Origin of the sequence: Pseudoalteromonas sp. MER144-MNA-CIBAN-0113, from assembly GCF_040308965.1 — a bacterium.
GTDB lineage: Bacteria > Pseudomonadota > Gammaproteobacteria > Enterobacterales > Alteromonadaceae > Pseudoalteromonas > Pseudoalteromonas tetraodonis.
On record NZ_JBEOOG010000059.1, the window covers coordinates 1 to 24,774 of the forward strand.

Here is a 24,774-nt window from a genome sequence, read left to right on the forward strand (position 1 = left end):
AAGTCGAAAGATTGAGTCATGTGTCACTCCTGTTTTCTTAATAATACTGAAATGACACAGATTTCTAAACACTACCCAAATTCAACCTTAAAAGGTCAACAGACCCTAATAACTCTCCTATTGTTATTTAACAACCAAAGGGCCGTAAGGCCCTTTGGTTGTTTTTTAAACTTAATGTTTTTGCATTTTACTCATTTCAGCATGACAGCTTTGCATGGTAAGCAATACCTTTGACAGCGCCGCTTCACAATCATGTGATTGAGGCTTTTTTAACGCTGTTTTGATTTCTTCTAAGGTTTTATCTTCTACTTCTTCAAGCTCTTTAATGTAGGTTTGGTCGTTATTGCTAGTGAATGTACTGAGCAAAGCGGTAAATGCTCTGCGTGCTTCTACCGCGAACGAAGAGCCATCTTCACGTGCACCTTGTTGATTAATTGCATAGGGTTGTAAGCTTTCAACACTTACTTTGCGGGCGTCAATCATGCGCTGAAATAATGCACTTACGCTAGGATCTTGTACTTTATCTTGTGCTTTTTCGTAAAAGTCGATACCGCTATTCATTACTTGGATAATGTCGGTGATATGATTTATCTCTTGTCCTTGATGGGTGCTCATAATAATGACCTCTGTTAATTTAAAATATATAGATAACTAAGCAAGCGGCATTCCAACGCGGTTTTATTTTTTAACTAATTGTTTTTCATGGTTTTATTATTATGGGGAGGTCTAGGCAAGCTTGCTAACCTGCTGCTAGCAAGCAAAATTTACATAAAAGCATGTAAGAAGGTTATTTAAGCTCTTCAGCTACTTCGGCTACTTTTTGACGTAACCAAATATGGCTAGCATCTCTGTGTAACAAAGGGCTCCATATCATATCAAGTTCAAATGGTGGAATAGGAAAAGGTGGCTCAAGTATTTTAAGCCCTGGATCGTCTACATAAATATTGGCCGCTTTTGAGGGTAAAGTCGCCACGAGGTTTTTTTCTTTCGCTAAATGAATAGCAACATGGTAGTTACGAGTAAAGGTGGCAATATTTCGATGCTTCCCAAAATGGGCGAGCGCTTCGTCAACCCAACCCAGCTTTTGCACATCTTTAGGATCCATGCCAACCCCAACACCAAAGCCTGTTTTACTTACCCAAATATGACGGGCTTTTAAATAGCTATCTAGGCTAAAGTTTTCAATAATAGGGTTGTCGGATCTTACTAAACAGCAAAAGCTATCTTTCCAAATTCGCTTATGATGAAACGATTGCGGTAAGTTCTCAAAGCGGTTAATTGCCATGTCTACTTTACCGTTTTCTACATCATGAAAAGTTACATCGCTGGGCGTTAAAATATCTAATGTGGTGTCTGGGGCTTCTTCATGTAATTTCCCTAACAAACGCGGTGCCATGGTACTGGCTGCATAGTCACTGGCCATAATTCTAAACACGCGTTTACTTTGTTTAGCTTCAAATTCGCGATTAGGTGCTAGCGTTTCCTCAAGCGTCATCAAAATGCCGCGAATAACAGGCTGTAACTCAATAGCGCGCTCGGTCGGCACCATACCATCGCTGGTACGCACTAAAATAGGATCGTTAAAAAGGTTACGTAGGCGTTTCAGTCCATTACTCATTGCCGGTTGAGTAATACTAAGCTGGTTAGCGGCACGAGTAACGTTACATTCGCGCAGTAATGTATCGAGATAAACCAGTAAATTTAAATCTATTTTACTTATATTCATTGTGTGTCCTTAACGTTTACCAGTAATGGATAAAACGCTGTGCTGTAGGATAGGGATAAATATGACTCACCTTTCCATTTTTTATATTTTGTTGTGCTTGTTTCCAAAAGCTCACATCAAGTAGTTCTGGGTGCGTACTGGTTAAAAATTGTTTATATGTAGGGTTAGGCATTACAAAGGTACATAATTGCTCTGGAAATACATCTTGCGGAGCAACCGAGTAACTTTGTTCATCCATCAAATAATCATCATAACTTTTTGCTTTGGGTAGTGCTCTAAAGTTCATGTCTGTTAAATATTGCACTTCATCGTAATCATAAAAAATAATACGTTTGTGCTTACTTACACCAAAGTTCTTTAACAGCATATCGCCAGGGAAAATATTCACGGCAATCATTTCTTTAAGCGCCTGGCCATACTCTTCAATGGCATCGGCGGCACTTTTTTCGTCTGCATTTTCTAAAAAAAGATTAAGCGGTGTCATTCGCCGTTCAATATACAAATGTTTTATGATTAACCAGTCACCCTCAATCACCATCGTTGAGCCAATGGTTTTGTGCAACTGTGCTAACAAGTTACTATCAAATCGTGCCAAAGGAAATACGACGTTTGAATACTCTATGGTGTCAGCCATTCGGCCAACACGGTCATGACTTTTAACCAGTTGATAGCGTTTTAATACCGTATCGCGACCAAACGGCTTACTTTCGCCAAATTTATCTTTAATAACTTTAAATACATAACCAAACGAGGGTAGGGTAAATACCATCATCACCATACCCGGTGTACCAGGAGCAATGGTAAATTCATCATTAGAATGGATTAAATGATTCAAAAACTCGCGATAAAACTCGGTTTTACCTTGTTTATGAAAGCCTATGGCGTTGTAAAGCTCGGCGAGGGTTTTATTAGGCATAAGTTGATTTAAAAACCGCACTAACGCTGAAGGAGCGTGAGTTTCTACCATAAAATAGGCACGCGCAAAGCCAAAAATAACGCGCATTTGCGACGACTTTGTAAGTAAGGCATCTAAATAAAGGCCTTTATCTTCATGGTGTAACACGGCAATAATAAAAGGCTGAACGCCACTTTGCGATACTACGCGCCCCACAATGTAAGCGGCTTTATTACGATAAAACGGGGTATGTAATATATCAAAACGCATTTGCCAATGTTGGTGGTGTGTATCGGGTGCTTGTTTATAAAAGGCTTTAACTAATAAACGAATATCGCGTTCTAGATTGACAAAGTCGGCTTTAAAATCAAAGTGATTAATAATGCGCTTAATGGTGGGCTTTAAACCATCTACAACAGGAAAATAACTACGGTATTCAGCTTCAACGGGCACTGAAGGCGCATCTTTGAGCGTGGCTTCTACAAAAATAAAGTCATTGTGAAAATAGCGGCGGTGGTACAAGCGGCAGAATACTGAATTATAAAATGTTTCAGCAAGTTCTGCTTGCGGGTGAAAACATAAAAAGTGTTGGTAAAGCTTTTTCACTTCAAGCCATAAGCTTTCGTTTAGCGCGTCTGTTTGCTGGCGTTCTCGTAGTGTTTTTGTTGTTTCGTTTACCCGATCATCGTAATAGCTTATACGCAGGCGACTTATATCATTAATAGCTTGCCAGTCTCTTTTAGCAAAAGCGTAGGGAGCCTTGGCTGTTGTTCTTTGAAACAGCAAATAATGCTTTTTAAAACCGGTTAAAATTAATTCAGCAATTTGGCGTGGTTGCATCAGTACTCCTTAATAGACGCCTTTAGGTGTTTAGGATAATGCCGGTGGATACCATTTAATTTGTAAAAGCGGGTCAAAGGAAATTACACCACTAAACACACAATAGAGTTTATGCTCTATGGATGTAAAGGGTATGTTATTTTATATTTAAAACCAAGCTAATTAAGATGATATTTATTGAAGTTAGCCTGATCAAGGTTGATAGGCATCAATCTTTTTTTGTAACTTTTTAATACGCTTTTCAATCAATGCTTTATCTTTTTTATATTGCTTATCTAATGTTTTCTGTGCGTTTCTAATATCTTTGCTAATACGCTTTTTATCATCTGCGCTCAATATATGATTTAAACGCTGCTGTTGTTTAAAATCAGCCCTGTCTTTTTCTCGTAAAAGTATTGCTAACTTATGCTGATTACTGCGCAGCTCTGCTTCTAGGTTGGAAATAATCGTATCTCGTTCCAGCTCGTTTAACTGTTTGGTATAGTTTATTTCTTTACCCGTTTGCTTAGGCTCAGTGGCGATTATTGTGTGTGAGGTAGCATTATCACTACAGGGAAACTGAGAGAAAGTGGTACCTTTGGGAGTGACGCACTTAAAGTAGGTGGCTTGCGCTGAAGTATATGTACTTAAACAAAAAAGACAGGCGGTAACGATCAGGTTAATAATTTTACACATAACAGTTATCCTTAACATGCGCTACTGAGCTTAAAAACAATTGATGCTAAAAACTATAACCTAGGTTGTTGGGATAGCAAGTGCAAAGGAGTAATAACAGAAACTAAGCGAGTCAGTTTTAATGACTCGCTCGTATTATGAGGTGCTATTGAGAAAATGTTTTAAGCTTTTTAATACCATGGACTAAAAATGGAATATCAAGCCCTTGTTCAATTGAAAATCCTTCAGCGGCAGAGATATTTCTAAAATTTCCATCACGATCAATAAGCGTGATTCTATCTTTTTTGTAAGCAATCACCACGCCTTGCGAGTAATTAACCCCAATATTATTACTTTTACTGTACAAGTTTTCGCCCAGCATAGTTTGCTGCGCAATCGCATTACAGTTTAAGTATTGACCAAGGCTTGTAGCGATAATATCGCTAGGCTGAATCAAACCGTTCACCTTAGAAATAAATTTATCGGAGCTATACAATGTTGAAGTGGTTACAATTTCATTGCTATCTTGCGAGATACTAAAAGCAAAAAATTCGGTGGCGTCATCACGTACAGTGGCGTTTTCAGCCCCCTTAACAATTCTTATTGCACTATCGTTATGTGCTTGCTCGTTAATAAAGCTCAGCTTATCAATACCGGCCACTTCCACACTACGGCGTTGGCTTTGCCAAACGGGTAACGTTTGCTGCTCAATAATGTTCGTTTTGTAAAATGCTGGCAAGCCGTACACAAGCCCAAATAACATATCACTATGATCGGTGGGTTGTAAAAATTGCGTGTTTTTATAAATATTTTGTTGGCTGGCAACAAATTTTGCTAGCTGCTCGTCATTATCAAACACCAATATATCAACTTTTGCTGCGCTGTAATCTTCACATTTTTCTAATGGAGCAGGTGCTTGATAATTAATACCTTGGTTATTAATTTTAACGTTGTGCGCTTGCTCGTAGCTTTCAACATCCAGCAAATCGTTTTTAGCGAGTAAGCTTTTTGCCGTAGTCGGGTACGAAAGCGGTAGTACATTATCTTGTTTAGTGATATCAAATTTTAAATTGGCATCAGCCCAAATATGAATGCTGTGGCTTAGCGCAAAACAAATCACTAAAAATGAACCGGCATAACGGGCAAATTTAAACTGTTTTAAACGCCCCAAATGATGCCAAGTAAAATTACTAACAGTCAATTGAAACGCTAATATTGCTAACACTATGCTGCCTGCTAGCAAGGTAGTAAGTGCGGGTGAGTTTGTTACACGATGCCACAACAGTGAAATAATTTCAGGCAGTGCAGAGGCATTTAAGTGATAACCTAAGTTAAAGTAGACGTAAGCGTCTAAAGTAAGGATAGAGGCCCCGACAGTTGCAATCACTGCTGCCATACCGCGTATATGCCGTGGGTAGGGGAATACTAAACTCAAAGGGAAAACCGTCAGCACAAACGCTAAAAATGCAATAAAGCTAGTGTGGCTTAGCCAAGTAACCATCATATAGGTTATACCCATATAAGTGGTCGGTGGCGAATCGGCAAATAAATAGCTTAAGCTAATTAAAAGCGCTAAGCCAATATTGGCAAATGTAAACCAATGGCCCCAACTTAATAATTGACTTGCTTTCGATGAAAACTGGTTGTGCTGCGATAAATTCATAGAGTTTACTTAACCGACTGCGCGAGTGCTTTTGCAAAGTTCTCGGTAACGGCTTGTCTTTTCCCTGTTGGTACATGCTCTTTTAAGATATGCGTGATAGAATTTCCTAAACACATAAGACTTAAATCAACCGGCGCATTATGTTTTGATAAAACATCAATAAGCTGATCGACGATTTGTTCTACTTCTTCATTAGAGTATTTTGATAAGATTGGCATCAGTTGGTTCAATAAAAAGAGTTATATTCCCGTATTTTAACACCAGAGGCGTGAAAAACAAAGATGGCAATAGATGTTAAAAAATTAGTCGTTCACTATGTAGACAAAAAAGACGACGACACTCAAATTCACCTTCGTAACGACGAAATGACTATCAACGATAAAGTGGCTGTATTCATTGAGCAATTACACCATGCCTATAACGGAAAACCAGGCAAAGGGTTTTGTGCTTTTAGTGGCGAAAAAAACAGTATTGTAGCCTCTACTATGCAAAGCTATCGCAATAATGAGCTTGGCTTTTGGCATATGACCGAGCAAGCATCAACGGTATTAAAAGAAGAGTTAGATAAATATGCGTTTAACGAAACGGGCTATTTAGTATTTTGTCACTATCAGTACGTGGCGACTGATTATATGTTGATTGCTATGATCAATATTAAAGAGCATTACTCAATGACCTCTGAGCTTGATTTAGCCGCATCGCGTCATTTAGATATTTCGCGTATGCAATTGGCTGCTCGTATTGACTTAACCGCATGGGATACCCAGGCAGAAGACAATCGTTATATTTCATTTATTAAAGGTCGTGCAGGGCGTAAAGTCGCTGACTTTTTCTTAGACTTTTTAGGTTGTGAAGAGGGCATTGATCCTAAGCAGCAAAGTCAAGTGATGCTCAATGCGGTAGAAGACTACTTATCAGAGCAAGAGTTTGATAAATCTGAAAAAGACGAGTTACGTAAGCAAGTATTTGATTACTGTAACGACTGTGTTACCACGGGTGAAGAAGCTAATGTGAGTGAACTTTCAGCAACGCTTACCAAAGGCGATGACAACCCGTTTGAAAGCTTTTGTAAAGAGCAAAGCTATGACTTAGAAGAGTCATTCCCGGTTGATAAAAAAACGGTAACCAGCATGGTTAAATTTTCAGGCCTTGGCGGTGGAGTCAGTATCAGTTTTGAGCGTAAGCATTTAGGCGAGCGTGTAACTTATAATGAAGCCACTGATACGTTAGTGATCAAGGGCATTCCACCAAACCTAAAAGATCAGCTACAGCGATTTATGGAACAACAGCAAGATTAAACTCACAGCGGGCTGCGAGCTACGGGTTGCGGGATCAGGCTCGTAACTCGAACCCCGCAGCGGTGGTAAATAAATTACTAAAATCTTATTGTCATGCTTACGGCAATTTGCGAGCTACGGGTTTGGGGAACAGGCTCGAAGCTCGAAGCCCGATCCCCGCAGCCCGTAAATTTGTGAATGCATTTCTTAAAGATCTTATTGCACTGAGAGAAGAGAATGAGGAGTAAATGAGAAGATAAAACAGGTATTAGCAGATAACTGGTAGACATAGAGCTTGATCTCGTGTAAAGCGAAGCTTCGAATGTTTTAACCTTTAACCTTTAACCTTTAACCTTTAACCTTTAACCTTTAACCTTTAACCTTTAACCTTTAACCTTTAACCTTTAATCCTTACCCGATCCTCGCAGCCCGAATCCCGTTTGCCAGTTATATAAATTACAATCAATAAAAAACCGCGTTAAAATCAATTAACGCGGCTTTTTTATGCTTTGAGCTAAACTTAGTGCTTATTCAGCATTAAGTGTTTTAGTCATTGCTGAGCTTGCACGACCGGCAGGTTTTACCGAGCCAGGGCGAAGGCCGCTGTCAGGGATTAACTCGCGTTTGTCATGTGCCATTGCAACCGATGTATGCTTGGTTTCGCTATCAGCTACTGGTGTTGGCTGTGCCATTGGCGCACTTGCATGTCCTGCTGTAATCACTGTTTTAGCGTTTACATTAGCTGAACTCGCTTGCGAAACTGCCTTAGGTTTATTTTCAACCACAGGTGCTTCTTTCGCTTCTACAGGTGTTTCAGTAGCGCTAACCGGTGCTGTTTCAGCTTCAACAGCAACTTCTTCAGCTGGTACTGATTCTTTAGCTTTTACTGGTTCTTCAGCTTTTAGTGGTTCTTCAGCTTGCACTGGTTCTTCAGCTTTCACTGGTTCTTCAGTTTGTACTGGTTCTTCAGTTTGTACTGGTTCTTCAGTTTGTACTGGTTCTTCAGTTTGTACTGGTTCTTCAGTTTTAACTGGCTCTTCAGTTTTCACTGGCTCTTCAGTTTTTACTGGTTTTTCAGTTTTCACTGGTTCTGCAGCTTTCACTGGTTCTTCAGCTTTCACTGGCTCTTCAGCTTTCACTGGTTCTTCAGTTTTCACTGGTTCTTCAGTTTTCACTGGTTCTTCAGTTTTCACTGGTTCTTCAGTTTTCGCTAATTCTTCCTCAACAATGTTTTGTTCAACTGCATCAGAGGCATCAACGGCCGATTTATGTGCTTTTGCTTTTAGCTCTGCTTCGTATTCAGCAGCGGCTTGATCCGCAACTGGAATGAAAGCAGGCGCTTCATCAGACTTCTCTTGCGTGCCTTCACCTTCAGGACGACGACGACGTTGGCCAGATGCACGAAGATGACGCGGTGAACGACGTGAGCGGGTACGTGTTTGCTCTTGTTCTTCATCTTGTGCCACAGCGTTATCGTTTGCATCAACAACAGCCTCTGCTTGTTCTTTAGCAGGTGCAGGTGCTTTTTCATCTGATACTGGCTTTTGCTTTTCAGCAACAGGTGCTTGTTCTTGTACTTGTGGCTTGTCTTCTTTCATCACAGGTTGCTCAACAGCTTGCTCTGTTGTTTGAACTTGCTCAGCACTTTCGTCTTGTACGCGAACTTTTTTACGTAAATTACGACGTTGGCGACGTACCTTAGGCTTTTGCTCTTTTGGCTCAGCACTTGCATTTTTGTCAGACTTAGGCGCAATATCCGCGTTTTGAGTTGCCTCTGCTTTTACTTGCGTTTTATCTTCAGTTTTATGCTCAGGACGTTTACGCGTATTAGAATTGCGACGGCGCTTATTGCGATTCTCATTCTTTTCTTGCGTATCACCTGCAGGCGCTGACTCATTTTTAGTTTCAGTGTCTGTTGTACGTTCGTTACGTGGTTTATTACGTGGGTTGTTATTACGACGACGCTGGTTGTTGTTACGGCGACGATTATCACTACCACGATTGTTATTGGTGCGCTCTTGAGTTTTCTTGTCAGAAGACTCTTGTGTTGTTTGCTCGCTTTCGTTTGCAAATAACGACTTAATCCACTTACCCAATGAAGTAAATAAACCAATTTTAGCTTTTGCTTCTACTACCGGCGCTGCTTTTGCTGCCGCTTGTGGAGCAGGCGTTGAAGGCATAACGACGCCTTTAAGCTTCGGCTCTTCACGAACAGGTGCCGCTGGCGATTTAGACATTTCAAATGCTTCAGGCTCAGGCGCAACAACTTGCTCGTAGCTTACAGTTTCAAGCGTTTCATCTTTACGTAAACGCATTACTTCGTAGTGAGGTGTTTCCATGTGTTGATTAGGAATAATCACTACATCACATTTATGATGCTTTTCAATACGGTGAACGCTACGACGTTGCTCATTCAATAAATAAGCGGCAACAGCAACAGGCACTTGAGCATTAACTTGAGCGGTGTTGTCTTTAATCGCTTCTTCTTCAATTAAACGAAGAATAGACAATGCGATTGATTCGTTAGAACGAATTGTACCTTGACCACTACAACGTGGACAAACACCTTGGCTTGCTTCGCCTAGTGAAGGGCGTAGGCGTTGGCGCGACATTTCAAGTAAGCCAAAGCGAGAAATTTTACCAATTTGTACGCGCGCACGATCTGGGCGAGCAGCATCTTTCAAGCGGTTTTCTACTTCACGTTGATGACGTGGAGGTGTCATATCAATAAAGTCGATAACAATTAAGCCACCTAAATCACGTAAACGAAGTTGACGTGCAATTTCATCTGCCGCTTCTAGGTTGGTGTTAAGCGCTGTTTCTTCAATATCGCCGCCTTTTGTTGCTTTAGACGAGTTGATATCGATAGAGGTAAGTGCTTCAGTAGGGTCAATTACAATAGAACCACCTGAAGGTAAGCGCACTTCACGTTGGAACGCAGACTCAATTTGGCTTTCAATTTGGTAATGTGTAAATAACGGTGTATCACCTTGATAAAGCTTAACGCGACTCATGAAATCAGGACGAAAACGCTCTATGTGCGCTTTAGCTTCTTCAAAAACACGAGGCTTATCAATTAAAATTTCGCCAATGTCACGACGTAAATAATCGCGAATTGCACGGAAAATTACGTTGCTTTCTTGGTGAATTAAAAATGGTGCTTTAGCACTGTCTGCCGCTTGTTGAATGGCTTCCCAGTGGACTAATAATGCTTTTAAATCGTAGTTTAGTTCTTCAAACGACTTACCAACACCCGCAGTACGTACAATTAAGCCCATACCTTTAGGCAGTTCTAAGCGGCTTAGCGACTCTTTAAGTTCAGTACGCTCATCACCTTCTATACGGCGAGAAATACCGCCAGCGCGAGGGTTGTTAGGCATAAGCACTAAATAACTACCGGCCACGCTGATAAAGGTAGTCAGTGCTGCCCCTTTTTGGCCGCGCTCTTCTTTATCAACTTGTACAATAACTTCTTGACCTTCTTTGATCACGTCGCGAATATTCGGACGACCATGAAAGGTGTAACCTTGTGGGAAGTAAGTACGGGCAATTTCTTTTAAAGGAAGGAAACCATGACGATCAGCACCGTAATCAACAAATGCTGCTTCTAAAGATGGTTCAATACGTGTGATTTTACCTTTGTAAATATTGGCTTTTTTCTGTTCGTGACCTGGGCTTTCTATATCTAAATCATATAGGCGCTGGCCGTCAACCAGTGCTACGCGCATTTCTTCTTGCTGCGTTGCATTGATTAGCATACGTTTCATAATGTTACTCTACTAGTTTGTGTCGCTGACATGACGATGTTTTCTCGCCTGTTCAGGTGTTCCTATTTTTAGAATGTGCAGCCTCACGACTGGGTCTTTAACGGAACGGCTCTGTATTTAGTAAGCAGTATTTTAAATGCCGGCAAACAATAGGGTGTAATCACGCTATTAAATTCTAAGGGGATACAAACGTGTCGGCTGTTTAGCTCAATACTCGTTTTATCCAGAAGTTGGCCTGTCATAACAATCTTATTAAATGCATTCATATTAGGTGCGTAGGGCTCTTTAGCTTCAAACCATAGTTTCGTTTTTAAAACTACCGTTATCGTTTTTATGAGCAAAAATCGCTACCGATGTTAATGAACGCTTATTTATTAGATTTTTTTAGTTCTAAATAAGCTGCTGTACGGTACTACAATATTTGAGCGAATTCTGAACGGCGTTTTTTTACGCCGCCACTATCAGACAAATTATCTGTTCATTGCTTTTACTATCACTTTAAAAATCAATTCATGTTCAAACTTAAGCAGCAATATATTACGCGCATTGCCGTTAGTTGTGCGCACGTGTTAACTGGGTATGTATAAAAGCTTTGGAAAACTTAACTCGGATCTGTATGATCGGTTACCCAGAATGTGCATCACGAATGTTTTGTTGTGTTAAAAAGCACCGTTGTTATTTGCAAATACTAAATATTTGCGCTGCTGATTATCCCACTATTATAACCGTGTTAGCAACTAAATTATTTTACTTAAATCAGTGATTAGGCAATGTCAGAAAAAACCGGCTTACAAGTAACTTTTGTCACTATCAACGAAGACCACCTAGGTCAGCGTATTGATAACTTTCTTATTACCCATTTAAAAGGGGTGCCTAAAAGCGCAGTTTACAAAATTCTTCGTAAGGGTGAGGTGCGTGTAAATAAAAAACGTATTAAGCCTGTGTATAAATTGCAGCTAGACGACGTTATTCGTATACCACCAATCAGAGTGTCAGAGCGTGAAGAGTTTGTCCCTTCAAAACTCGATAAAGTAACGCGTCTCGAAGACGATATTCTATTTGAAGACAAATACCTGATGGTTATTAACAAGCCATCGGGTATGGCTGTGCATGGCGGCAGTGGTCTAAGCTATGGCCTTATTGAAGCATTACGTGTTTTACGCCCAGAAGAGCGCAGCCTTGAGCTTGTGCATCGTTTAGACCGTGATACATCAGGTTGTTTACTAATCGCTAAGCGCCGCTCTGTGCTGACTGCGTTGCATGAGCAATTACGCGAAAAAACCATGGAAAAAAATTATTGGGCACTTGTTGAGGGTCAATGGGACTCTAAAACAAAAAATGTGACTGAAGGCTTGCGCAAAAACACCCTAAAATCGGGTGAGCGCGTAGTACGTGTTGATAACACTGAGGGCAAACCGTCGCATACCCGCTTTAAAGTGCTTGAGCGTTTTAACGATTGCTCATTAGTACAAGCATCCCCTGTAACCGGTCGTACTCACCAAATTCGTGTGCATACTCAGTGTCAAGGCCACGCTATTGCCTGTGATGACAAATATGGCGATCAAGGGTTTGACGAGTCAATGCGTAAACGTGGTTTAAATCGCTTATTTTTACACGCCCATGATTTAAGTTTTTACCACCCTAAAAACGAAACCACTATGCGAGTAGAAGCACCGCTTGATAAAGCACTATCAAGTTGTTTAGTTAAACTTAGAGCAGCAAAAGCGTGATCTCACCCACCATGAAAAACTACAAGCTGGTGATTTTTGATTGGGACGGCACCATTATGGATTCAATTAGCAAAATAGTTAATTGTATCCGCAAAAGTGCACAGTTACTCAATATTGAACCGCCGAGCGATACTGCCAGTAAAAATATTATTGGCTTGTCGCTTGAAAACGCAATCGCAACTTTGTTCCCTGATTACAGTGAGCATCACGAAGCGCTTATTGCAGGGTATAAACAGCAATATGCACTTGATACCACCCCAACACCGGTGTTTGATCACGTTGCACAGGTACTCACTGCGTTAAAAAATCAAGGCGTAATATTGGCGGTTGCCACAGGTAAAAGCCGAATAGGACTGGAACGCCTTCTAGATGAAAGCCAGTTGCGTCACTTTTTTAGTGCTACGCGTACCAGCGACGACGCTAAATCAAAACCCGCTCCCGATATGCTCTATCAACTACTTGAAGAGCTGGCTATTAGCGCCGACGAAGCATTGATGATAGGCGACACGCAAATAGATATGGCAATGGCAAAAGCCGCAGGTATGGATAGGCTAGGGGTAACCATGGGCGTGCACAACGCTGCGCAATTAAACGAGTTTACGCCTATTGCAACCGCTGACAACTATCAGCAGTTGCAACAACTTTTACTTAGTTAGTTTGTGCGCTTAATACATCTAAGCCAAACTCAGCCAATAATTGGCTGAGTTTAATGAGTGGTAAACCAATTAAACTATTTGGGTCATCACCACTAAGCTTTTCAAATAAACAAATACCCAAGCCTTCACTTTTAAAACTTCCTGCACAATTATAAGGTTGCTCTGCATCGCAATAAGCACTTATTTGCGCCGTTGTTAACGTTTTAAAAGTGACATTAAAGGGCTCAACAAGGGTTTTGCTTTGCTTAGTGTCTATATCGTACACACACAAGCCAGTTAAAAAAGTGACCGTTTGCCCACTAAATAAGCTGAGTTGTTTCATGGCGTTTTCTTTATTGTGTGGTTTACCTAATATTTGGTCATTAAATACAGCAACCTGATCGGAGCCAATCGCTAAGCCTTGGCCAAAATGCTCAACCGCAGCTGCGGCTTTTAGTTCGCTTAAACGCTTAACAAGATCGTTAGGTGTTTCGTTGCGGTGAGGCGTTTCGTCAACATCGGGCGAAAACGTTTCAAAAGGCAGATTAAATTTTTGTAATAAAGACTGCCTAAAAGGCGAGCTTGAGGCTAATATAAGAGAGTGCTTCATGGCATGTTTTCCTAGCGTAAATCAGATTGAGTTAGGATAAATCAGATCCGTGAGTAAAACACGTGAAAAACAACGTAAAATTGGTTTTTTACTTTGACTAACCCACTAACTATCTATATGATGCAGCCCCTATGCAAAAGGTGAAAATTCCCATCACCCTTCATCCTGGCAAAGCAGCGCAACACCGTTTAAAGTATGACGGCATTGTACCGCTTGAGAAACTTCCTCGTTTACGAGGGGTTATCCAGGAAGAAGTAGGTGAAATAGCGGTAAAAATTCATTGCAAAAACGATGAGCAAGGTTTAGTTGTGATTAGTGGCAATTTGTCCACACACGTAACTGTCACTTGTCAACGTTGTAATGGTGATTTAGGGTTGGATTTGGATCAAGACTTTGTGTATTCGCCAGTCGGTTTGGATGCAGAGTCAGATGATCTTCCAGAAAGCTACGACGAAGTAGCACTTGATGAAAATGGTGAAATAGACGTGTTTGAGTTAATCGAAGACGAGCTCATTTTAGCAGTGCCATTAGTGCCTACCCACAACGAAGCTTCATGCAGTTATACAGCAGAGCCTGCCAGCTTTGGTGTTTTAAAGGCGGAAGATGATAAACCAAATCCATTTGATATTTTGAAACAACTTAAGAAAGATTCTTAGGAGAAGACTATGGCTGTACAAAAAAGCAAAAAGTCTCGTGCAAGACGCGGCATGCGCCGTTCACACGATGCGATCAGTGGTCCAACTTTAACTGTAGACCAAACATCTGGTGAGACTCATCGTCGTCACCATGTGACTGCAGATGGTTACTACAAAGGCGTTCAAGTAATTTCTAACTAAGAGATTGCTTATATGCTGACCAATCTAACCATAGCGTTAGATATGATGGGGGGCGATTATGGCCCCCGTTCATCTATCCCCGCAGCCGTTTCCGCGGTAAATGCTAATGCCAACTTAAAACTCATTTTATGTGGCAACGAGCAAGTAATAGCTAAACAATTAGAATCACTCGATTCACTTTCTCATCCCAGATTAATAATTCGCCATTGTAATGACGTTGTCACAAATGCCTGCGAACCCGCTGTTGCTATACGCTCAAAAAAAGATTCCTCAATGCGTGTTGCCCTTGATTTAGTTAAATCGGGTGAAGCGCAAGCCTGTGTTAGCTCTGGCAATACAGGGGCGCTATTTTTTATGGCGCATTACGTATTAAAAATGCTTCCAGGAGTGAAACGTCCCGCACTCATATCGGCTGTACCGACTGAACGTAAAAATCCTGTTTACTTACTCGATTTAGGTGCCAATGTGCACTGTGATGCGCAAATGCTGTATCAGTTTGGCATTATGGGTTCGGTAGTGGCAGGACAAGCACTTGGGTGTGATAACCCAAAAGTCAGTTTATTAAATATTGGCGCCGAAGACATCAAAGGTCACGACGAAATTAAGCAAGCCGCGCAGTTAATGCAGCAAAGCGAGCTGATTAATTATATTGGCTACAGTGAAGGTAGCGATATTTTTTCTGGCAAAGCCGATGTTATTGTCTGTGAAGGGTTTGTCGGTAACGTTGCACTTAAAACCTGCGAAGGTATTGCCAAACTTATCATGAAAAAGTTCACTCGTGCCCTCGAAAAACACGTTGTTTATAAGTGCATGGCGTTTATGTTGGCGCCAATCATAAAAAAACTCTATAAAAGAGTGAACCCCGACCAGTATAACGGCGCTTCTCTGGTAGGATTGCGCGGTATTGTTGTTAAAAGCCATGGAAATGCCTCAGCTAAAGCATTTCATGCCGCAATCGACGAAGCAGTGAAAGAAGTAGAACGTCAACTTCCGGATAAAATTGCTGCTATCTTCGAAAAAACACATTCTAAAGACACGGTGGCCAATCAGTAAATTGATGTGCCGTGTTATACATTATTTATTTTGTTTAATTAAAAGAGCAAACTATGGCACAAAAAATTGCACTTCTTTTTCCAGGTCAAGGCTCGCAAACTGTGGGTATGTTAAACGAGCTACTTGAAAGCTCAGACATAGTAAAAGCCACATTTGCAGAAGCATCAACCGCACTAGGATACGACCTAGCAGATCTCGTTCTTAACGGCCCAGAAGAAAAACTAAATCAAACTCACCGTACTCAACCTGCTTTATTAACAGCAAGCGTTGCTATTTACCGTCATTGGTTAGCAGCAAATCCAGATGCAGACGTTGTCATGGCAGGGCATAGCTTAGGCGAATACTCAGCACTAGTATGTAGCGATGTGATCAGCCTAAGTGAAGCTGTAAAACTGGTTGAAAACCGTGGTTTATACATGCAAGAAGCTGTCCCTGCGGGTGTGGGTTCTATGGCCGCTATTATTGGTTTAGGCGACGATGAAATTAAAGCCGCTTGTGCTGCATCTGCACAAGGTGAAGTGGTTTCTCCAGTAAACTATAACTCGCCAGGCCAGGTAGTTATTGCCGGTCACAAAGATGCAGTAGATAGAGCATCAGTCGCCTGTAAAGAAGCCGGCGCAAAACGTGCACTGCCATTATCGGTTAGCGTACCGTCGCATTGTGAACTTATGAAACCTGCGGCTGAAAAATTAGCCGCCGATTTAGCGGCTTTAACATTTAATTCACCTAAGTGTGATGTAATTAATAATGTTGATGTAAAAGCTGAAGGTTCAGCCGATGCAATTAAAGACGCATTAGTACGTCAGTTATATAGCCCAGTTCGTTGGACTGAAACAGTGCAAGCATTAGTTGCACAAGGCGTAACGCAAAGTTATGAATTTGGCCCTGGTAAAGTATTAACAGGACTTGCAAAACGCATTGATAAAGCGATGGTGTGTGGCTCAGTTAACGACCTTGCATCAATCGATACAGCTAAATAAGAGTATATAATATGAGTAATTTATTTTCTTTAGAGGGCAAAGTTGTCCTGATCACCGGCGCTAGCCGTGGTATTGGTAAAGCGATTGCAAACACCTTAGTGGCGCAAGGCGCAAAGGTAGCGGGCACCGCGACAAGCGAGTCAGGTGCGGCTAAAATTAGCGAATACTTAGGTGATAACGGTAAGGGTTATGCGCTTAACGTCACCGATCCTGCGTCAATTGAGGCAACATTAGCAGCAATTAAAGCCGATTTAGGTGATATTGATGTTTTAGTAAATAACGCCGGTATTACGCGCGATAATTTATTAATGCGCATGAAAGAGAGTGAGTGGGACGATATTATCGACACCAACTTAAGCTCTATTTTCCGTTTATCTAAAGCGGTACTTCGCCCAATGATGAAGAAAAAGAACGGCCGTATTATCAATATTGGCTCAGTAGTGGGCACTATGGGTAACGCTGGCCAAGCGAACTACGCGGCAGCTAAAGCGGGTGTTATCGGTTTTTCTAAATCATTAGCGCGTGAAGTTGCTTCTCGTGGTATTACTGTTAACGTGGTTGCACCGGGATTCATCCAAACAGACATGACGGATGATTTGACAGATGAGCAAAAAGCAGCAACGCTTGCAAACGTACCTGCGGGTCGTTTAGGCCAGCCAGATGAGATTGCAGCAGCTGTGTGTTATTTAGCATCTGACGCTGCTGCGTACGTATCTGGTGAAACTTTGCATGTAAATGGTGCGATGTACATGGTTTAGCTTCGCAATGCGAAATAGTTAAACCACAAATTACCGATGAGTTTGCTAAAAAATATTGAATTTTTCGCAAACTTGCTTTAAACATACTTGAAATCGCTGTGAAAATAAGCGATAAAAGATAAAATAAACACTCAAGAGGTTTGACCAGCAAATTATTTATGGTCAAAAGATTGAATCAGAGAATTATCGGACGTAAACTACGCCGCAATCTGAAAATAACGCATTGGCGTTTTTAATAAAGGAAAGAAGAATGAGCAATATCCAAGAACGCGTAAAGAAAATTATCATCGAACAGCTAGGTGTTAAAGAAGAAGAAGTTAAAAACGAAGCTTCATTCGTTGATGACCTAGGTGCAGACTCTCTTGATACTGTTGAATTAGTAATGGCTCTTGAAGAAGAGTTCGACACTGAGATCCCAGATGAAGAAGCTGAAAAGATCACTACAGTACAATCTGCAATCGATTACGTTACAGCTCACGCTGAGTAATTAATCGCAAATTAAGGGCAGCATCCGCTGCCTTTAATCTTTATATCCAAACCACCTCAAAGTACATGATTCAATTCCAAACCCTCACCTATCATCAGCAATTAAGTTGTTATTGCTCAGCGTTGGTTATTGGTTTGAGACTCGCACTTTGAGGTAGCTTGGGTATGATCATCCCCAATACTAATAACATAACTAGCAACAGCGTTAACGCTGAAATAAACTGAGCTAAGTTAATTGGTATAATAATAATTCCTTATTGGAGGCAAACCGTGGCTAAACGTCGTGTCGTCGTAACTGGCTTAGGAATGTTGACGCCGCTAGGCAATGATGTGCAATCAACCTGGCAAGGCTTATTAGATGGTAAAAGTGGTATTCAAAATATTACCCACTTTGATACATCAAAATTTGGTACTCACTTCGCTGGTTTAATCAATGATTTTGATGCATCGGCTTATATGTCGCCAAAAGATGCTAAAAAAATGGATTTATTTATCCAGTATGGCATTGCAGCGGGTGTTCAAGCTTTTCAAGATTCAGGCCTCGAAGTAACAGACCAAAACGCAACCCGTATTGGTGTAGCGGTAGGTTCAGGCATTGGTGGCTTAACCCTAATCGAAGAAAACCACATTAAATTACTAAACAGCGGTCCACGAAAGTTATCGCCGTTTTATGTACCGTCTACCATTATTAATATGATCTCGGGTCATTTATCAATAATGCACGGTTTGCGTGGTCCTAATATTTCAATTGTAACCGCATGTACTACAGGCCTGCATAATATTGGCCATGCAGCACGTATGATTGCCTACGGCGATGCCGATGCAATGGTTGCCGGTGGCGCAGAAAAAGCGTGTACCCCAATTGGAATGGGTGGCTTTAATGCCGCACGTGCGCTTTCAACGCGTAACGACGACCCTCAAGCAGCGTCTCGTCCGTGGGATAAAGACCGTGATGGCTTTGTGCTTTCTGATGGCGCTGGTGTAGTAGTTGTTGAAGAATACGAACACGCTAAAGCACGTGGCGCTAAAATTTATGCAGAGCTTGTTGGCTTTGGCATGAGTGGCGATGCCTACCACATGACCTCACCACCAGAAGACGGCGCAGGTGCAGCACTGGCTATGGAAAACGCATTAAACGATGCGCAAATAAATGCAGAGCAAGTTGGCTACATTAACGCACACGGTACGTCTACTCACGCGGGTGACAAAGCCGAAACCTCAGCGGTTAAAACCATTTTTGGTGATTCAGCGAAAGATGTGATGGTAAGCTCATCTAAATCGATGATGGGTCATTTACTAGGTGCAGCGGGCTCTGTTGAGTCGATAGTGTCTATCTTATCGTTGACCGAGCAAAAAGTAACACCCACGATTAACCTAGACAACCCAGATGAAGGGTGTGATTTAGATTACGTACCGCATACAGCACGTGATGCTAAACTTGATTACGCTTTGTGTAACTCATTTGGGTTTGGTGGTACTAATGGCTCGTTACTGTTTAAAAAGGTATAATCTTTTTTAACAACGAACGACAATAAGAACCCAGTTGTTTAACTGGGTTTTTTTATGTGTAAAAAAATATGCAAACAATAATAACAGCAAGTGAAACCAGTAGCGTAAGTACCCGCGATAGAGGCTTAAACTATGGCGATGGTTTTTTTACAACCGCAATTATTACTGATGGACAGGTTGAGCATTGGGCTTATCATAAAGCGCGTTTAATTGAATGTGCGCAGCGTTTAGGGTTTCCAGCGCTTGAGTTTAAAGCACTTGAGTCGCACATTACTCAGCAAATAGCATCACAGGTTCAAGCGGTTCTTAAAATAGTGGTAACACGAGGTGAGGGCGGGCGAGGCTATGCGCCACCAAGCGAATGTAATTTAAACATTATTGTGAGTGTTTTACCTTATCCAGCGCATTATCACAGCTTACGCGAAACAGGAATTAGTTTAGCTATTAGCCCAATTAAACTGGCTTTACAGCCTCATTTAGCTGGGCTTAAAACCCTAAATAGGCTTGAGCAAGTACTGATCAAAAATGCCCTACAAGCCGAGCAAAGTGATGATGCACTTGTACTTGACTACAACAACAATGTAATTGAAACCTCAGCGGCTAATATTTTTGCAATAAAAAATAATAAAGTAATTAGTCCCAGGCTTGATGAGTGCGGCATTAAAGGTGTTTTTCTGCAATCTTTATGTGATAAATTAGCAATTGAATTTAAAACTATCAGCGTTGATGAGCTTACCCAAGCAGACGCGGTATTTGTATGTAATAGTTTAATGAAAATTGTGCCTGTAAAAAGCATAGGCGAGCACTATTTTGATATTGCTCACAGTCAGTCATTACTAACAGTAGCCAAGGAGGCTTAATGTTAAAAGTTATAATATCAGTATTATTACTGGCTTTTTTTAGCTCAGTGATTGGCTACCAGCAATTACAGGCAACAATTCAAACGCCATTACAGATAGCCGATAACACCCAATTTGAAGTTAAAAAAGGCACCGGCCTTAATAAGTTGTGCCGTCAATGGCAGCAGCAACAGTGGGTAGAAGACTGTTGGCGTTTTCAAATATTAGCTAAGCTCGACCCAACCTTGACCGATTTAAAAGCAGGCTTGTACGAGCTAAGCGCAGATAGCGTGCTTAATAACATCAAAAAAATTAATCAAGGTCAGCAAATTAGTTTCAGCTTTACCATTATTGAAGGCCAAGCACTTAGGGATGTTTTAAATACCCTGAGTACTTCTACACACTTACAAAACGATTTAAAACTTGAGCAACTTGGCGAGCAAATAATCGGTAAGCAAACCCATCTAGAAGGTTGGTTATTCCCCGATACCTATCATTACCATAGCAATGATACTGCCAGCAGTTTACTAAAACGTGCTGCGCAAAAAATGCAGCAAACATTAGCAGATGCTTGGCAGCAACGGGCAAGCGATTTACCTTACGATACCGCCTATGAAGCACTGATCATGGCCTCTATTATCGAAAAAGAAACCGCGCTTGCCAGCGAGCGTCCGTTAATTGCATCGGCGTTTATAAATAGATTAAATACCAATATGCGCTTACAAACCGATCCAACCGTAATATATGGGCTAGGCGAAGATTTTGACGGTGATATTAAACGTAAAGACTTGAGAAATTACACACCGTATAATACTTATCGTATTAACGGATTACCGCCCACGCCCATTGCCATGCCATCCAAAGAAGCGATTTTAGCCGCAGTAAACCCGCCTAAAAGCGAGTATGTTTACTTTGTAGCAAAAGGCGATGGCAGCCATCAGTTTTCAACCACATTAAAACAACATAATGCGGCGGTTAACCAGTATATTTTAAATAAAAAGAATTAGTGTTTATGAAACCAAAATTTATAGTGATAGAAGGCCTAGAAGGCGCAGGTAAATCAACCGCTATTGCCTTGTGCCAAGACTTTTTAAACCATCATCATATTGATTTTATTAATGTGCGTGAACCCGGTGGTACGCCATTGGCTGAATCGTTACGTACCTTAGTAAAAGCAGAGCATCAAGAAGAAATCGCCTTTGAAACTGAGCTACTTATTATGTACGCAGCTCGCTCACAGCTAATGCACAATGTAATAAACCCAGCACTTGAGCAAGGGCAATGGGTATTGGCTGATCGTCACGACTTATCGTCACAGGCGTATCAAGGCGGCGGGCGAGGAATTAGTGCAAACACGTTAGCGTCGTTATCCTCTATGGTGTTAAAAGGTTTAAAACCCGATTTAACCATTTACCTTGATATTGACCCTGTTATTGGTCTTGAACGTGCAAAAGGGCGTGGTGAACTCGATAGAATTGAACAAGAAGCCATTGAGTTTTTTCAGCGCACTCGTATGCGTTACATTGAGCTTGCAAATGATGACGACAGCATTAAAACCGTTGATGCTAACCAAAGTATTGATAAAGTACACCGTGATATTACTAATGTACTGCGCACATTTTTTTCAGGATTAAAATAATATGGCATTGCCATGGCTTAACGATGTAGAGCAACGCTTAGCTCAAAGCTATAAAGCGCAGCGCTTTCATCACGCGCAGCTATTTTGCGGGCCTATTGGGGTAGGCAAGTTTGAGCTAAGCGATCAATTAGCTAACAGTTTGTTATGTCATAATACACAATCGCAGTTAAGCGCACCTAATAGCGTGTTAACGCCGTGTGGGCAGTGTAAAAGCTGCTCGTTAAACCTAGCTGGGACGCACCCAGATAAACGCGTTACTCAAGTAGAAGGGCAAAGCATAGGTGTAGACGACATACGCGGCATAAGCGATTTTATGCACCAGTCGGCAGCGCAAAATGGCAACAAAGTGGCGATTATTGAAAACTGCGAAAAAATGACCACGGCGGCAGCAAATGCATTATTAAAAACCTTAGAAGAGCCCAGTAACAGCCGGTTTTTAATTCTCACAACCAGCCAAGCGGCGCAATTACCAGCGACTATTTTAAGCCGCTGTGCTAAAACTGAGGTCAAAGTAACCAATAGCCAGCTGGCACAGCAGTGGCTAAGTTCTTTAGATGTGCCTAACTACCCATGGTTATCATTGTTTTACAGTCAACCCCTGCAAGTAAAGCAGTGGCAACAGCAAAATCAGCTAGAAAGTATTGATACACTCTATAAATTTGCAACTGAGTTTAAACAAAGCCATAATTTCAATGCGTTAGTCGATATAATAAATAAACAGCCTGAGCTTGTTCGTATTTTTACCTTATTTTTAAGTGAGCAGCTAAAACAGCAGCTTTTAAACGGCATGAGTTTTGAAGCCTACCAAGTTGCACAGCAAGCCTTGAATGATTTTTTACAAAATAACATACAAATTCTTGGGCTAAACTTACCGCTTGCGGTATCACGACTAGCGTATACATTACGCAACCAATAAAAAGGATTAGATATGCAAGAGCTATTAGTTGATATAGATGACCTTGACGAACTATATCGCTGCTACATGCCTTTTTTAAAAAAAGGGGGGCTATTTGTACGCACCAATATGCGTTATGAGCCTGGGTATTCACTCGCTTTACGAGTAACCTTACCTGATGCCTTAGAAGACGATGTGGTCACCGGTAAAGTCACGTGGATCACTCCGCAAGGTGCACAAAGCTCAAACCCTCCGGGGATCGGCATTAGCTTTTTAGATGATAAAACAAACCTAAACGCGAAGATCGAAAAACTGCTGGGGACTATGTTAAACTCCGGCAATCCAACTTATACCATGTAGTAAAAACAGGCCTTATTTTGATTGTAGATTCTCATTGCCATTTAGACCGTCTTGATTTTGATAAACTCGATTTAAACCTGGACCAAGTACTTGATAACGCCCGTGCCAAAAAAGTAGAACACTTTTTATGTGTGAGCGTCACACTTGATCAGTTCCCTAATATGCTAGAGCAAATTAAGCATTACGACGACGTATCAGCGTCATGTGGTGTACATCCGCTTGATCAAAAAGACGCGCTCAACAAACAGCAATTAATTGATTTAGCCTCGCACCACAAAGTAGTGGCTATTGGCGAAACCGGGCTTGACTACTATTATGCAAAAGATACTCACGCAGTGCAGCAAGCAAGCTTTGTTGGCCATATTGAAGTAGCCAACGAATTACAAAAGCCACTTATTATTCATACCCGCGACGCACGTGCCGACACCATTAATTTAATGCGTGAACACAAAGCAGAAAACTGCGGTGGGGTATTACATTGCTTTACCGAAGATTGGGATATGGCCAAAAAAGCCATTGATATGGGTTTTTATATTTCTATTTCAGGCATTGTAACCTTTAAAAATGCGGTAGAACTTAAAGAAGTGGTAAAACAAATCCCACTTGATCGACTGCTTATTGAAACCGACTCGCCGTATTTAGCCCCAGTACCGTACCGTGGTAAAACTAATCAGCCAGCGTATGTGGAAGACGTTGCTTATTATATTAGTGAACTCAAAGGCATTAGCTTTAACGAATTGGCAAAGGCCACCACCGATAATTTTTATTCTTTATTTAAATTAGCAGCTAAAGGCTAACCACATGACGACTCTCTCGGTGCAACACCCGCTGTTACTTATGGGGCCTATGGTGCGCCGAGCAGAAAAAACCACAGTTTGTATTCAGTTTGCTACCTCAAAGCAGGTAAACGGCCGTATAGAGCTAATGGGCTACGAATGCTATAGCGAACAAAATAGCGTTAGACTGGGTGAACATTTATTTTTACAGTTCATAGTTATTAAACCCATAAACAGTCAGTTCCCGCGCGACATATTACTACAATATCAGTTATTTTTTGATGACAGCCCCGTTGATTTATCAGCGTTTAGTTTTAATGATGGTGCGTTACCTGCGTTTGTGATCCCCAAAAGATTGACGCAAATATTACATGGCTCGTGTCGTAATGCACATCATCCCGCAAAAGACAGCCTAGTTAGTTCAAGTCAGTGGCAAGCTACTCAACGCAGTAATAATCAGCAAGGGGCGCAGTTGCTATTGCTCTCGGGCGATCAGGTATATGCTGACGATGTAGCAGGGCCTATGTTATTAGCTATCCATCAACTCATTGAGCAACTAGGCATTTACAAAGAGCAAACGCTTGCGCTGGATTTACCCGACGATATTAGCCAACAGCTTTATGGCCGCCATCATTTATTACCCACCACCTCGTGGAAAAAGCGCTCTAAATTAGGCATAGGTTATTGGTTAAAAAAAGACGAGCCGCATTTTTCTAGCGTAAAAGCGTATAACCACCTTATCCATTTTGAAGAATTTGTAGCGCTGTACTTAACCTGAATCTCGTTTAAGAAAATTGAACTAAATGCCTGTTCCGAGATCCGATCTTTCGACCAAGAACGATTGGA

The 24,774-nt window shown here is 41.3% G+C and carries 24 protein-coding genes and 1 pseudogene; 17 read left to right on the forward strand and 8 right to left on the reverse strand.

Annotated features, from left to right (window positions below; all coding sequences use genetic code 11):
- Positions 1 to 171 precede the first annotated feature (171 nt).
- From AAEY57_RS14200 to AAEY57_RS14225, 6 genes are all read right to left on the reverse strand, one after another.
- Positions 172 to 615: a ferritin-like domain-containing protein gene (locus AAEY57_RS14200; RefSeq protein ID WP_350608092.1), complete on the reverse strand. Its 444-nt coding sequence runs from the start codon at positions 613 to 615 to the stop codon at positions 172 to 174.
- Between the two features lie 172 nt (positions 616 to 787).
- Positions 788 to 1,726, reverse strand: coding sequence for a LysR family transcriptional regulator (locus tag AAEY57_RS14205; RefSeq protein WP_028835763.1), 939 nt, complete (start codon positions 1,724 to 1,726; stop codon positions 788 to 790).
- A gap of 16 nt (positions 1,727 to 1,742) precedes the next feature.
- The gene (gene aceK, locus AAEY57_RS14210; RefSeq protein WP_350608093.1) at positions 1,743 to 3,461 is read right to left on the reverse strand and encodes a bifunctional isocitrate dehydrogenase kinase/phosphatase; all 1,719 of its coding nucleotides are present in this window, start codon (positions 3,459 to 3,461) and stop codon (positions 1,743 to 1,745) included.
- Positions 3,462 to 3,653: 192 nt separating this feature from the next.
- Positions 3,654 to 4,136: a DUF4124 domain-containing protein gene (locus AAEY57_RS14215; protein ID WP_024601390.1), complete on the reverse strand. Its 483-nt coding sequence runs from the start codon at positions 4,134 to 4,136 to the stop codon at positions 3,654 to 3,656.
- Between the two features lie 145 nt (positions 4,137 to 4,281).
- Complete coding sequence (locus AAEY57_RS14220) at positions 4,282 to 5,778, reverse strand: DUF3413 domain-containing protein (RefSeq protein ID WP_350608094.1); 1,497 nt, start codon at positions 5,776 to 5,778, stop codon at positions 4,282 to 4,284.
- Between the two features lie 5 nt (positions 5,779 to 5,783).
- Positions 5,784 to 5,996 (reverse strand): YejL family protein, encoded by a 213-nt coding sequence (locus AAEY57_RS14225; protein ID WP_008109847.1) that lies wholly within the window; start codon positions 5,994 to 5,996, stop codon positions 5,784 to 5,786.
- Between the two features lie 63 nt (positions 5,997 to 6,059).
- Between AAEY57_RS14225 and yejK the strand changes: the two genes are divergently transcribed.
- Positions 6,060 to 7,076, forward strand: a complete 1,017-nt coding sequence (gene yejK, locus AAEY57_RS14230) for a nucleoid-associated protein YejK (protein WP_090492923.1) — start codon at positions 6,060 to 6,062, stop codon at positions 7,074 to 7,076.
- Between the two features lie 506 nt (positions 7,077 to 7,582).
- On the opposite strand, the gene rne is transcribed toward yejK, so the two are convergent.
- Positions 7,583 to 10,822, reverse strand: coding sequence for a ribonuclease E (gene rne / locus AAEY57_RS14235; protein WP_350608095.1), 3,240 nt, complete (start codon positions 10,820 to 10,822; stop codon positions 7,583 to 7,585).
- Positions 10,823 to 11,592: 770 nt separating this feature from the next.
- Between rne and rluC the strand changes: the two genes are divergently transcribed.
- Entirely contained in the window at positions 11,593 to 12,552 is a 960-nt protein-coding gene (gene rluC, locus AAEY57_RS14240) for a 23S rRNA pseudouridine(955/2504/2580) synthase RluC (protein WP_036982979.1), read from the forward strand.
- 11 nt (positions 12,553 to 12,563) lie between these two features.
- A complete protein-coding gene (locus AAEY57_RS14245) occupies positions 12,564 to 13,208 on the forward strand; it encodes an HAD-IA family hydrolase (RefSeq protein WP_248474606.1) in 645 nt (214 codons plus the stop codon).
- On the opposite strand, the gene AAEY57_RS14250 is transcribed toward AAEY57_RS14245, so the two are convergent.
- A complete protein-coding gene (locus tag AAEY57_RS14250) occupies positions 13,201 to 13,797 on the reverse strand; it encodes a Maf family protein (RefSeq protein WP_013464693.1) in 597 nt (198 codons plus the stop codon). The two genes, AAEY57_RS14245 and AAEY57_RS14250, sit on opposite strands and share 8 nt — an antisense overlap.
- A gap of 131 nt (positions 13,798 to 13,928) precedes the next feature.
- Between AAEY57_RS14250 and yceD the strand changes: the two genes are divergently transcribed.
- The 14 genes and pseudogenes from yceD to AAEY57_RS14320 form a co-directional block, all read left to right on the forward strand.
- Complete coding sequence (yceD, locus tag AAEY57_RS14255; protein WP_013464694.1) at positions 13,929 to 14,453, forward strand: 23S rRNA accumulation protein YceD; 525 nt, start codon at positions 13,929 to 13,931, stop codon at positions 14,451 to 14,453.
- Positions 14,454 to 14,462: 9 nt separating this feature from the next.
- Entirely contained in the window at positions 14,463 to 14,633 is a 171-nt protein-coding gene (gene rpmF, locus AAEY57_RS14260) for a 50S ribosomal protein L32 (RefSeq protein ID WP_008109865.1), read from the forward strand.
- Positions 14,634 to 14,645: 12 nt separating this feature from the next.
- Positions 14,646 to 15,686: a phosphate acyltransferase PlsX gene (gene plsX / locus AAEY57_RS14265; protein WP_013464695.1), complete on the forward strand. Its 1,041-nt coding sequence runs from the start codon at positions 14,646 to 14,648 to the stop codon at positions 15,684 to 15,686.
- A gap of 53 nt (positions 15,687 to 15,739) precedes the next feature.
- Positions 15,740 to 16,666, forward strand: a complete 927-nt coding sequence (gene fabD / locus AAEY57_RS14270) for an ACP S-malonyltransferase (RefSeq protein WP_350608096.1) — start codon at positions 15,740 to 15,742, stop codon at positions 16,664 to 16,666.
- A gap of 11 nt (positions 16,667 to 16,677) precedes the next feature.
- On the forward strand, positions 16,678 to 17,424 hold the full coding sequence (gene fabG, locus AAEY57_RS14275; protein WP_013464697.1) for a 3-oxoacyl-ACP reductase FabG: 747 nt from the start codon (positions 16,678 to 16,680) through the stop codon (positions 17,422 to 17,424).
- A gap of 250 nt (positions 17,425 to 17,674) precedes the next feature.
- Positions 17,675 to 17,911, forward strand: coding sequence for an acyl carrier protein (acpP, locus tag AAEY57_RS14280; protein ID WP_138687148.1), 237 nt, complete (start codon positions 17,675 to 17,677; stop codon positions 17,909 to 17,911).
- A gap of 269 nt (positions 17,912 to 18,180) precedes the next feature.
- A complete protein-coding gene (gene fabF / locus AAEY57_RS14285) occupies positions 18,181 to 19,419 on the forward strand; it encodes a beta-ketoacyl-ACP synthase II (protein WP_350608097.1) in 1,239 nt (412 codons plus the stop codon).
- Positions 19,420 to 19,487: 68 nt separating this feature from the next.
- The gene (gene pabC, locus AAEY57_RS14290) at positions 19,488 to 20,279 is read left to right on the forward strand and encodes an aminodeoxychorismate lyase (protein WP_350608098.1); all 792 of its coding nucleotides are present in this window, start codon (positions 19,488 to 19,490) and stop codon (positions 20,277 to 20,279) included.
- A complete protein-coding gene (gene mltG / locus AAEY57_RS14295) occupies positions 20,279 to 21,265 on the forward strand; it encodes an endolytic transglycosylase MltG (RefSeq protein WP_350608099.1) in 987 nt (328 codons plus the stop codon). The genes pabC and mltG overlap by 1 nt, the downstream gene beginning before the upstream one ends.
- 5 nt (positions 21,266 to 21,270) lie before the next feature.
- Entirely contained in the window at positions 21,271 to 21,897 is a 627-nt protein-coding gene (gene tmk, locus AAEY57_RS14300; protein ID WP_013464700.1) for a dTMP kinase, read from the forward strand.
- Position 21,898: 1 nt separating this feature from the next.
- On the forward strand, positions 21,899 to 22,813 hold the full coding sequence (locus AAEY57_RS14305; RefSeq protein WP_096038371.1) for a DNA polymerase III subunit: 915 nt from the start codon (positions 21,899 to 21,901) through the stop codon (positions 22,811 to 22,813).
- A gap of 12 nt (positions 22,814 to 22,825) precedes the next feature.
- Positions 22,826 to 23,152, forward strand: coding sequence for a PilZ domain-containing protein (locus tag AAEY57_RS14310; protein ID WP_008109887.1), 327 nt, complete (start codon positions 22,826 to 22,828; stop codon positions 23,150 to 23,152).
- A gap of 17 nt (positions 23,153 to 23,169) precedes the next feature.
- Positions 23,170 to 23,949: a TatD family hydrolase gene (locus AAEY57_RS14315; RefSeq protein ID WP_013464702.1), complete on the forward strand. Its 780-nt coding sequence runs from the start codon at positions 23,170 to 23,172 to the stop codon at positions 23,947 to 23,949.
- A 4-nt stretch (positions 23,950 to 23,953) separates the two neighbouring features.
- Positions 23,954 to 24,700: pseudogene (locus AAEY57_RS14320) on the forward strand (metallophosphatase); the annotation flags it as partial.
- Between the last annotated feature and the right edge of the window lie 74 nt (positions 24,701 to 24,774).

Coding starts and splice junctions, on each gene's coding strand:
- rne (WP_350608095.1), bottom strand. CDS start 10,822: ATGAAACGTATGCTAATCAATGCAACGCAGCAAGAAGAAATGCGCGTA.
- tmk (WP_013464700.1), top strand. CDS start 21,271: ATGAAACCAAAATTTATAGTGATAGAAGGCCTAGAAGGCGCAGGTAAA.
- yejK (WP_090492923.1), top strand. CDS start 6,060: ATGGCAATAGATGTTAAAAAATTAGTCGTTCACTATGTAGACAAAAAA.
- AAEY57_RS14310 (WP_008109887.1), top strand. CDS start 22,826: ATGCAAGAGCTATTAGTTGATATAGATGACCTTGACGAACTATATCGC.
- plsX (WP_013464695.1), top strand. CDS start 14,646: ATGCTGACCAATCTAACCATAGCGTTAGATATGATGGGGGGCGATTAT.
- fabG (WP_013464697.1), top strand. CDS start 16,678: ATGAGTAATTTATTTTCTTTAGAGGGCAAAGTTGTCCTGATCACCGGC.
- mltG (WP_350608099.1), top strand. CDS start 20,279: ATGTTAAAAGTTATAATATCAGTATTATTACTGGCTTTTTTTAGCTCA.
- AAEY57_RS14250 (WP_013464693.1), bottom strand. CDS start 13,797: ATGAAGCACTCTCTTATATTAGCCTCAAGCTCGCCTTTTAGGCAGTCT.
- AAEY57_RS14220 (WP_350608094.1), bottom strand. CDS start 5,778: ATGAATTTATCGCAGCACAACCAGTTTTCATCGAAAGCAAGTCAATTA.
- AAEY57_RS14205 (WP_028835763.1), bottom strand. CDS start 1,726: ATGAATATAAGTAAAATAGATTTAAATTTACTGGTTTATCTCGATACA.
- AAEY57_RS14245 (WP_248474606.1), top strand. CDS start 12,564: ATGAAAAACTACAAGCTGGTGATTTTTGATTGGGACGGCACCATTATG.
- AAEY57_RS14225 (WP_008109847.1), bottom strand. CDS start 5,996: ATGCCAATCTTATCAAAATACTCTAATGAAGAAGTAGAACAAATCGTC.
- rpmF (WP_008109865.1), top strand. CDS start 14,463: ATGGCTGTACAAAAAAGCAAAAAGTCTCGTGCAAGACGCGGCATGCGC.
- AAEY57_RS14305 (WP_096038371.1), top strand. CDS start 21,899: ATGGCATTGCCATGGCTTAACGATGTAGAGCAACGCTTAGCTCAAAGC.
- fabD (WP_350608096.1), top strand. CDS start 15,740: ATGGCACAAAAAATTGCACTTCTTTTTCCAGGTCAAGGCTCGCAAACT.
- rluC (WP_036982979.1), top strand. CDS start 11,593: ATGTCAGAAAAAACCGGCTTACAAGTAACTTTTGTCACTATCAACGAA.
- AAEY57_RS14215 (WP_024601390.1), bottom strand. CDS start 4,136: ATGTGTAAAATTATTAACCTGATCGTTACCGCCTGTCTTTTTTGTTTA.
- AAEY57_RS14200 (WP_350608092.1), bottom strand. CDS start 615: ATGAGCACCCATCAAGGACAAGAGATAAATCATATCACCGACATTATC.
- aceK (WP_350608093.1), bottom strand. CDS start 3,461: ATGCAACCACGCCAAATTGCTGAATTAATTTTAACCGGTTTTAAAAAG.
- yceD (WP_013464694.1), top strand. CDS start 13,929: ATGCAAAAGGTGAAAATTCCCATCACCCTTCATCCTGGCAAAGCAGCG.
- pabC (WP_350608098.1), top strand. CDS start 19,488: ATGCAAACAATAATAACAGCAAGTGAAACCAGTAGCGTAAGTACCCGC.
- acpP (WP_138687148.1), top strand. CDS start 17,675: ATGAGCAATATCCAAGAACGCGTAAAGAAAATTATCATCGAACAGCTA.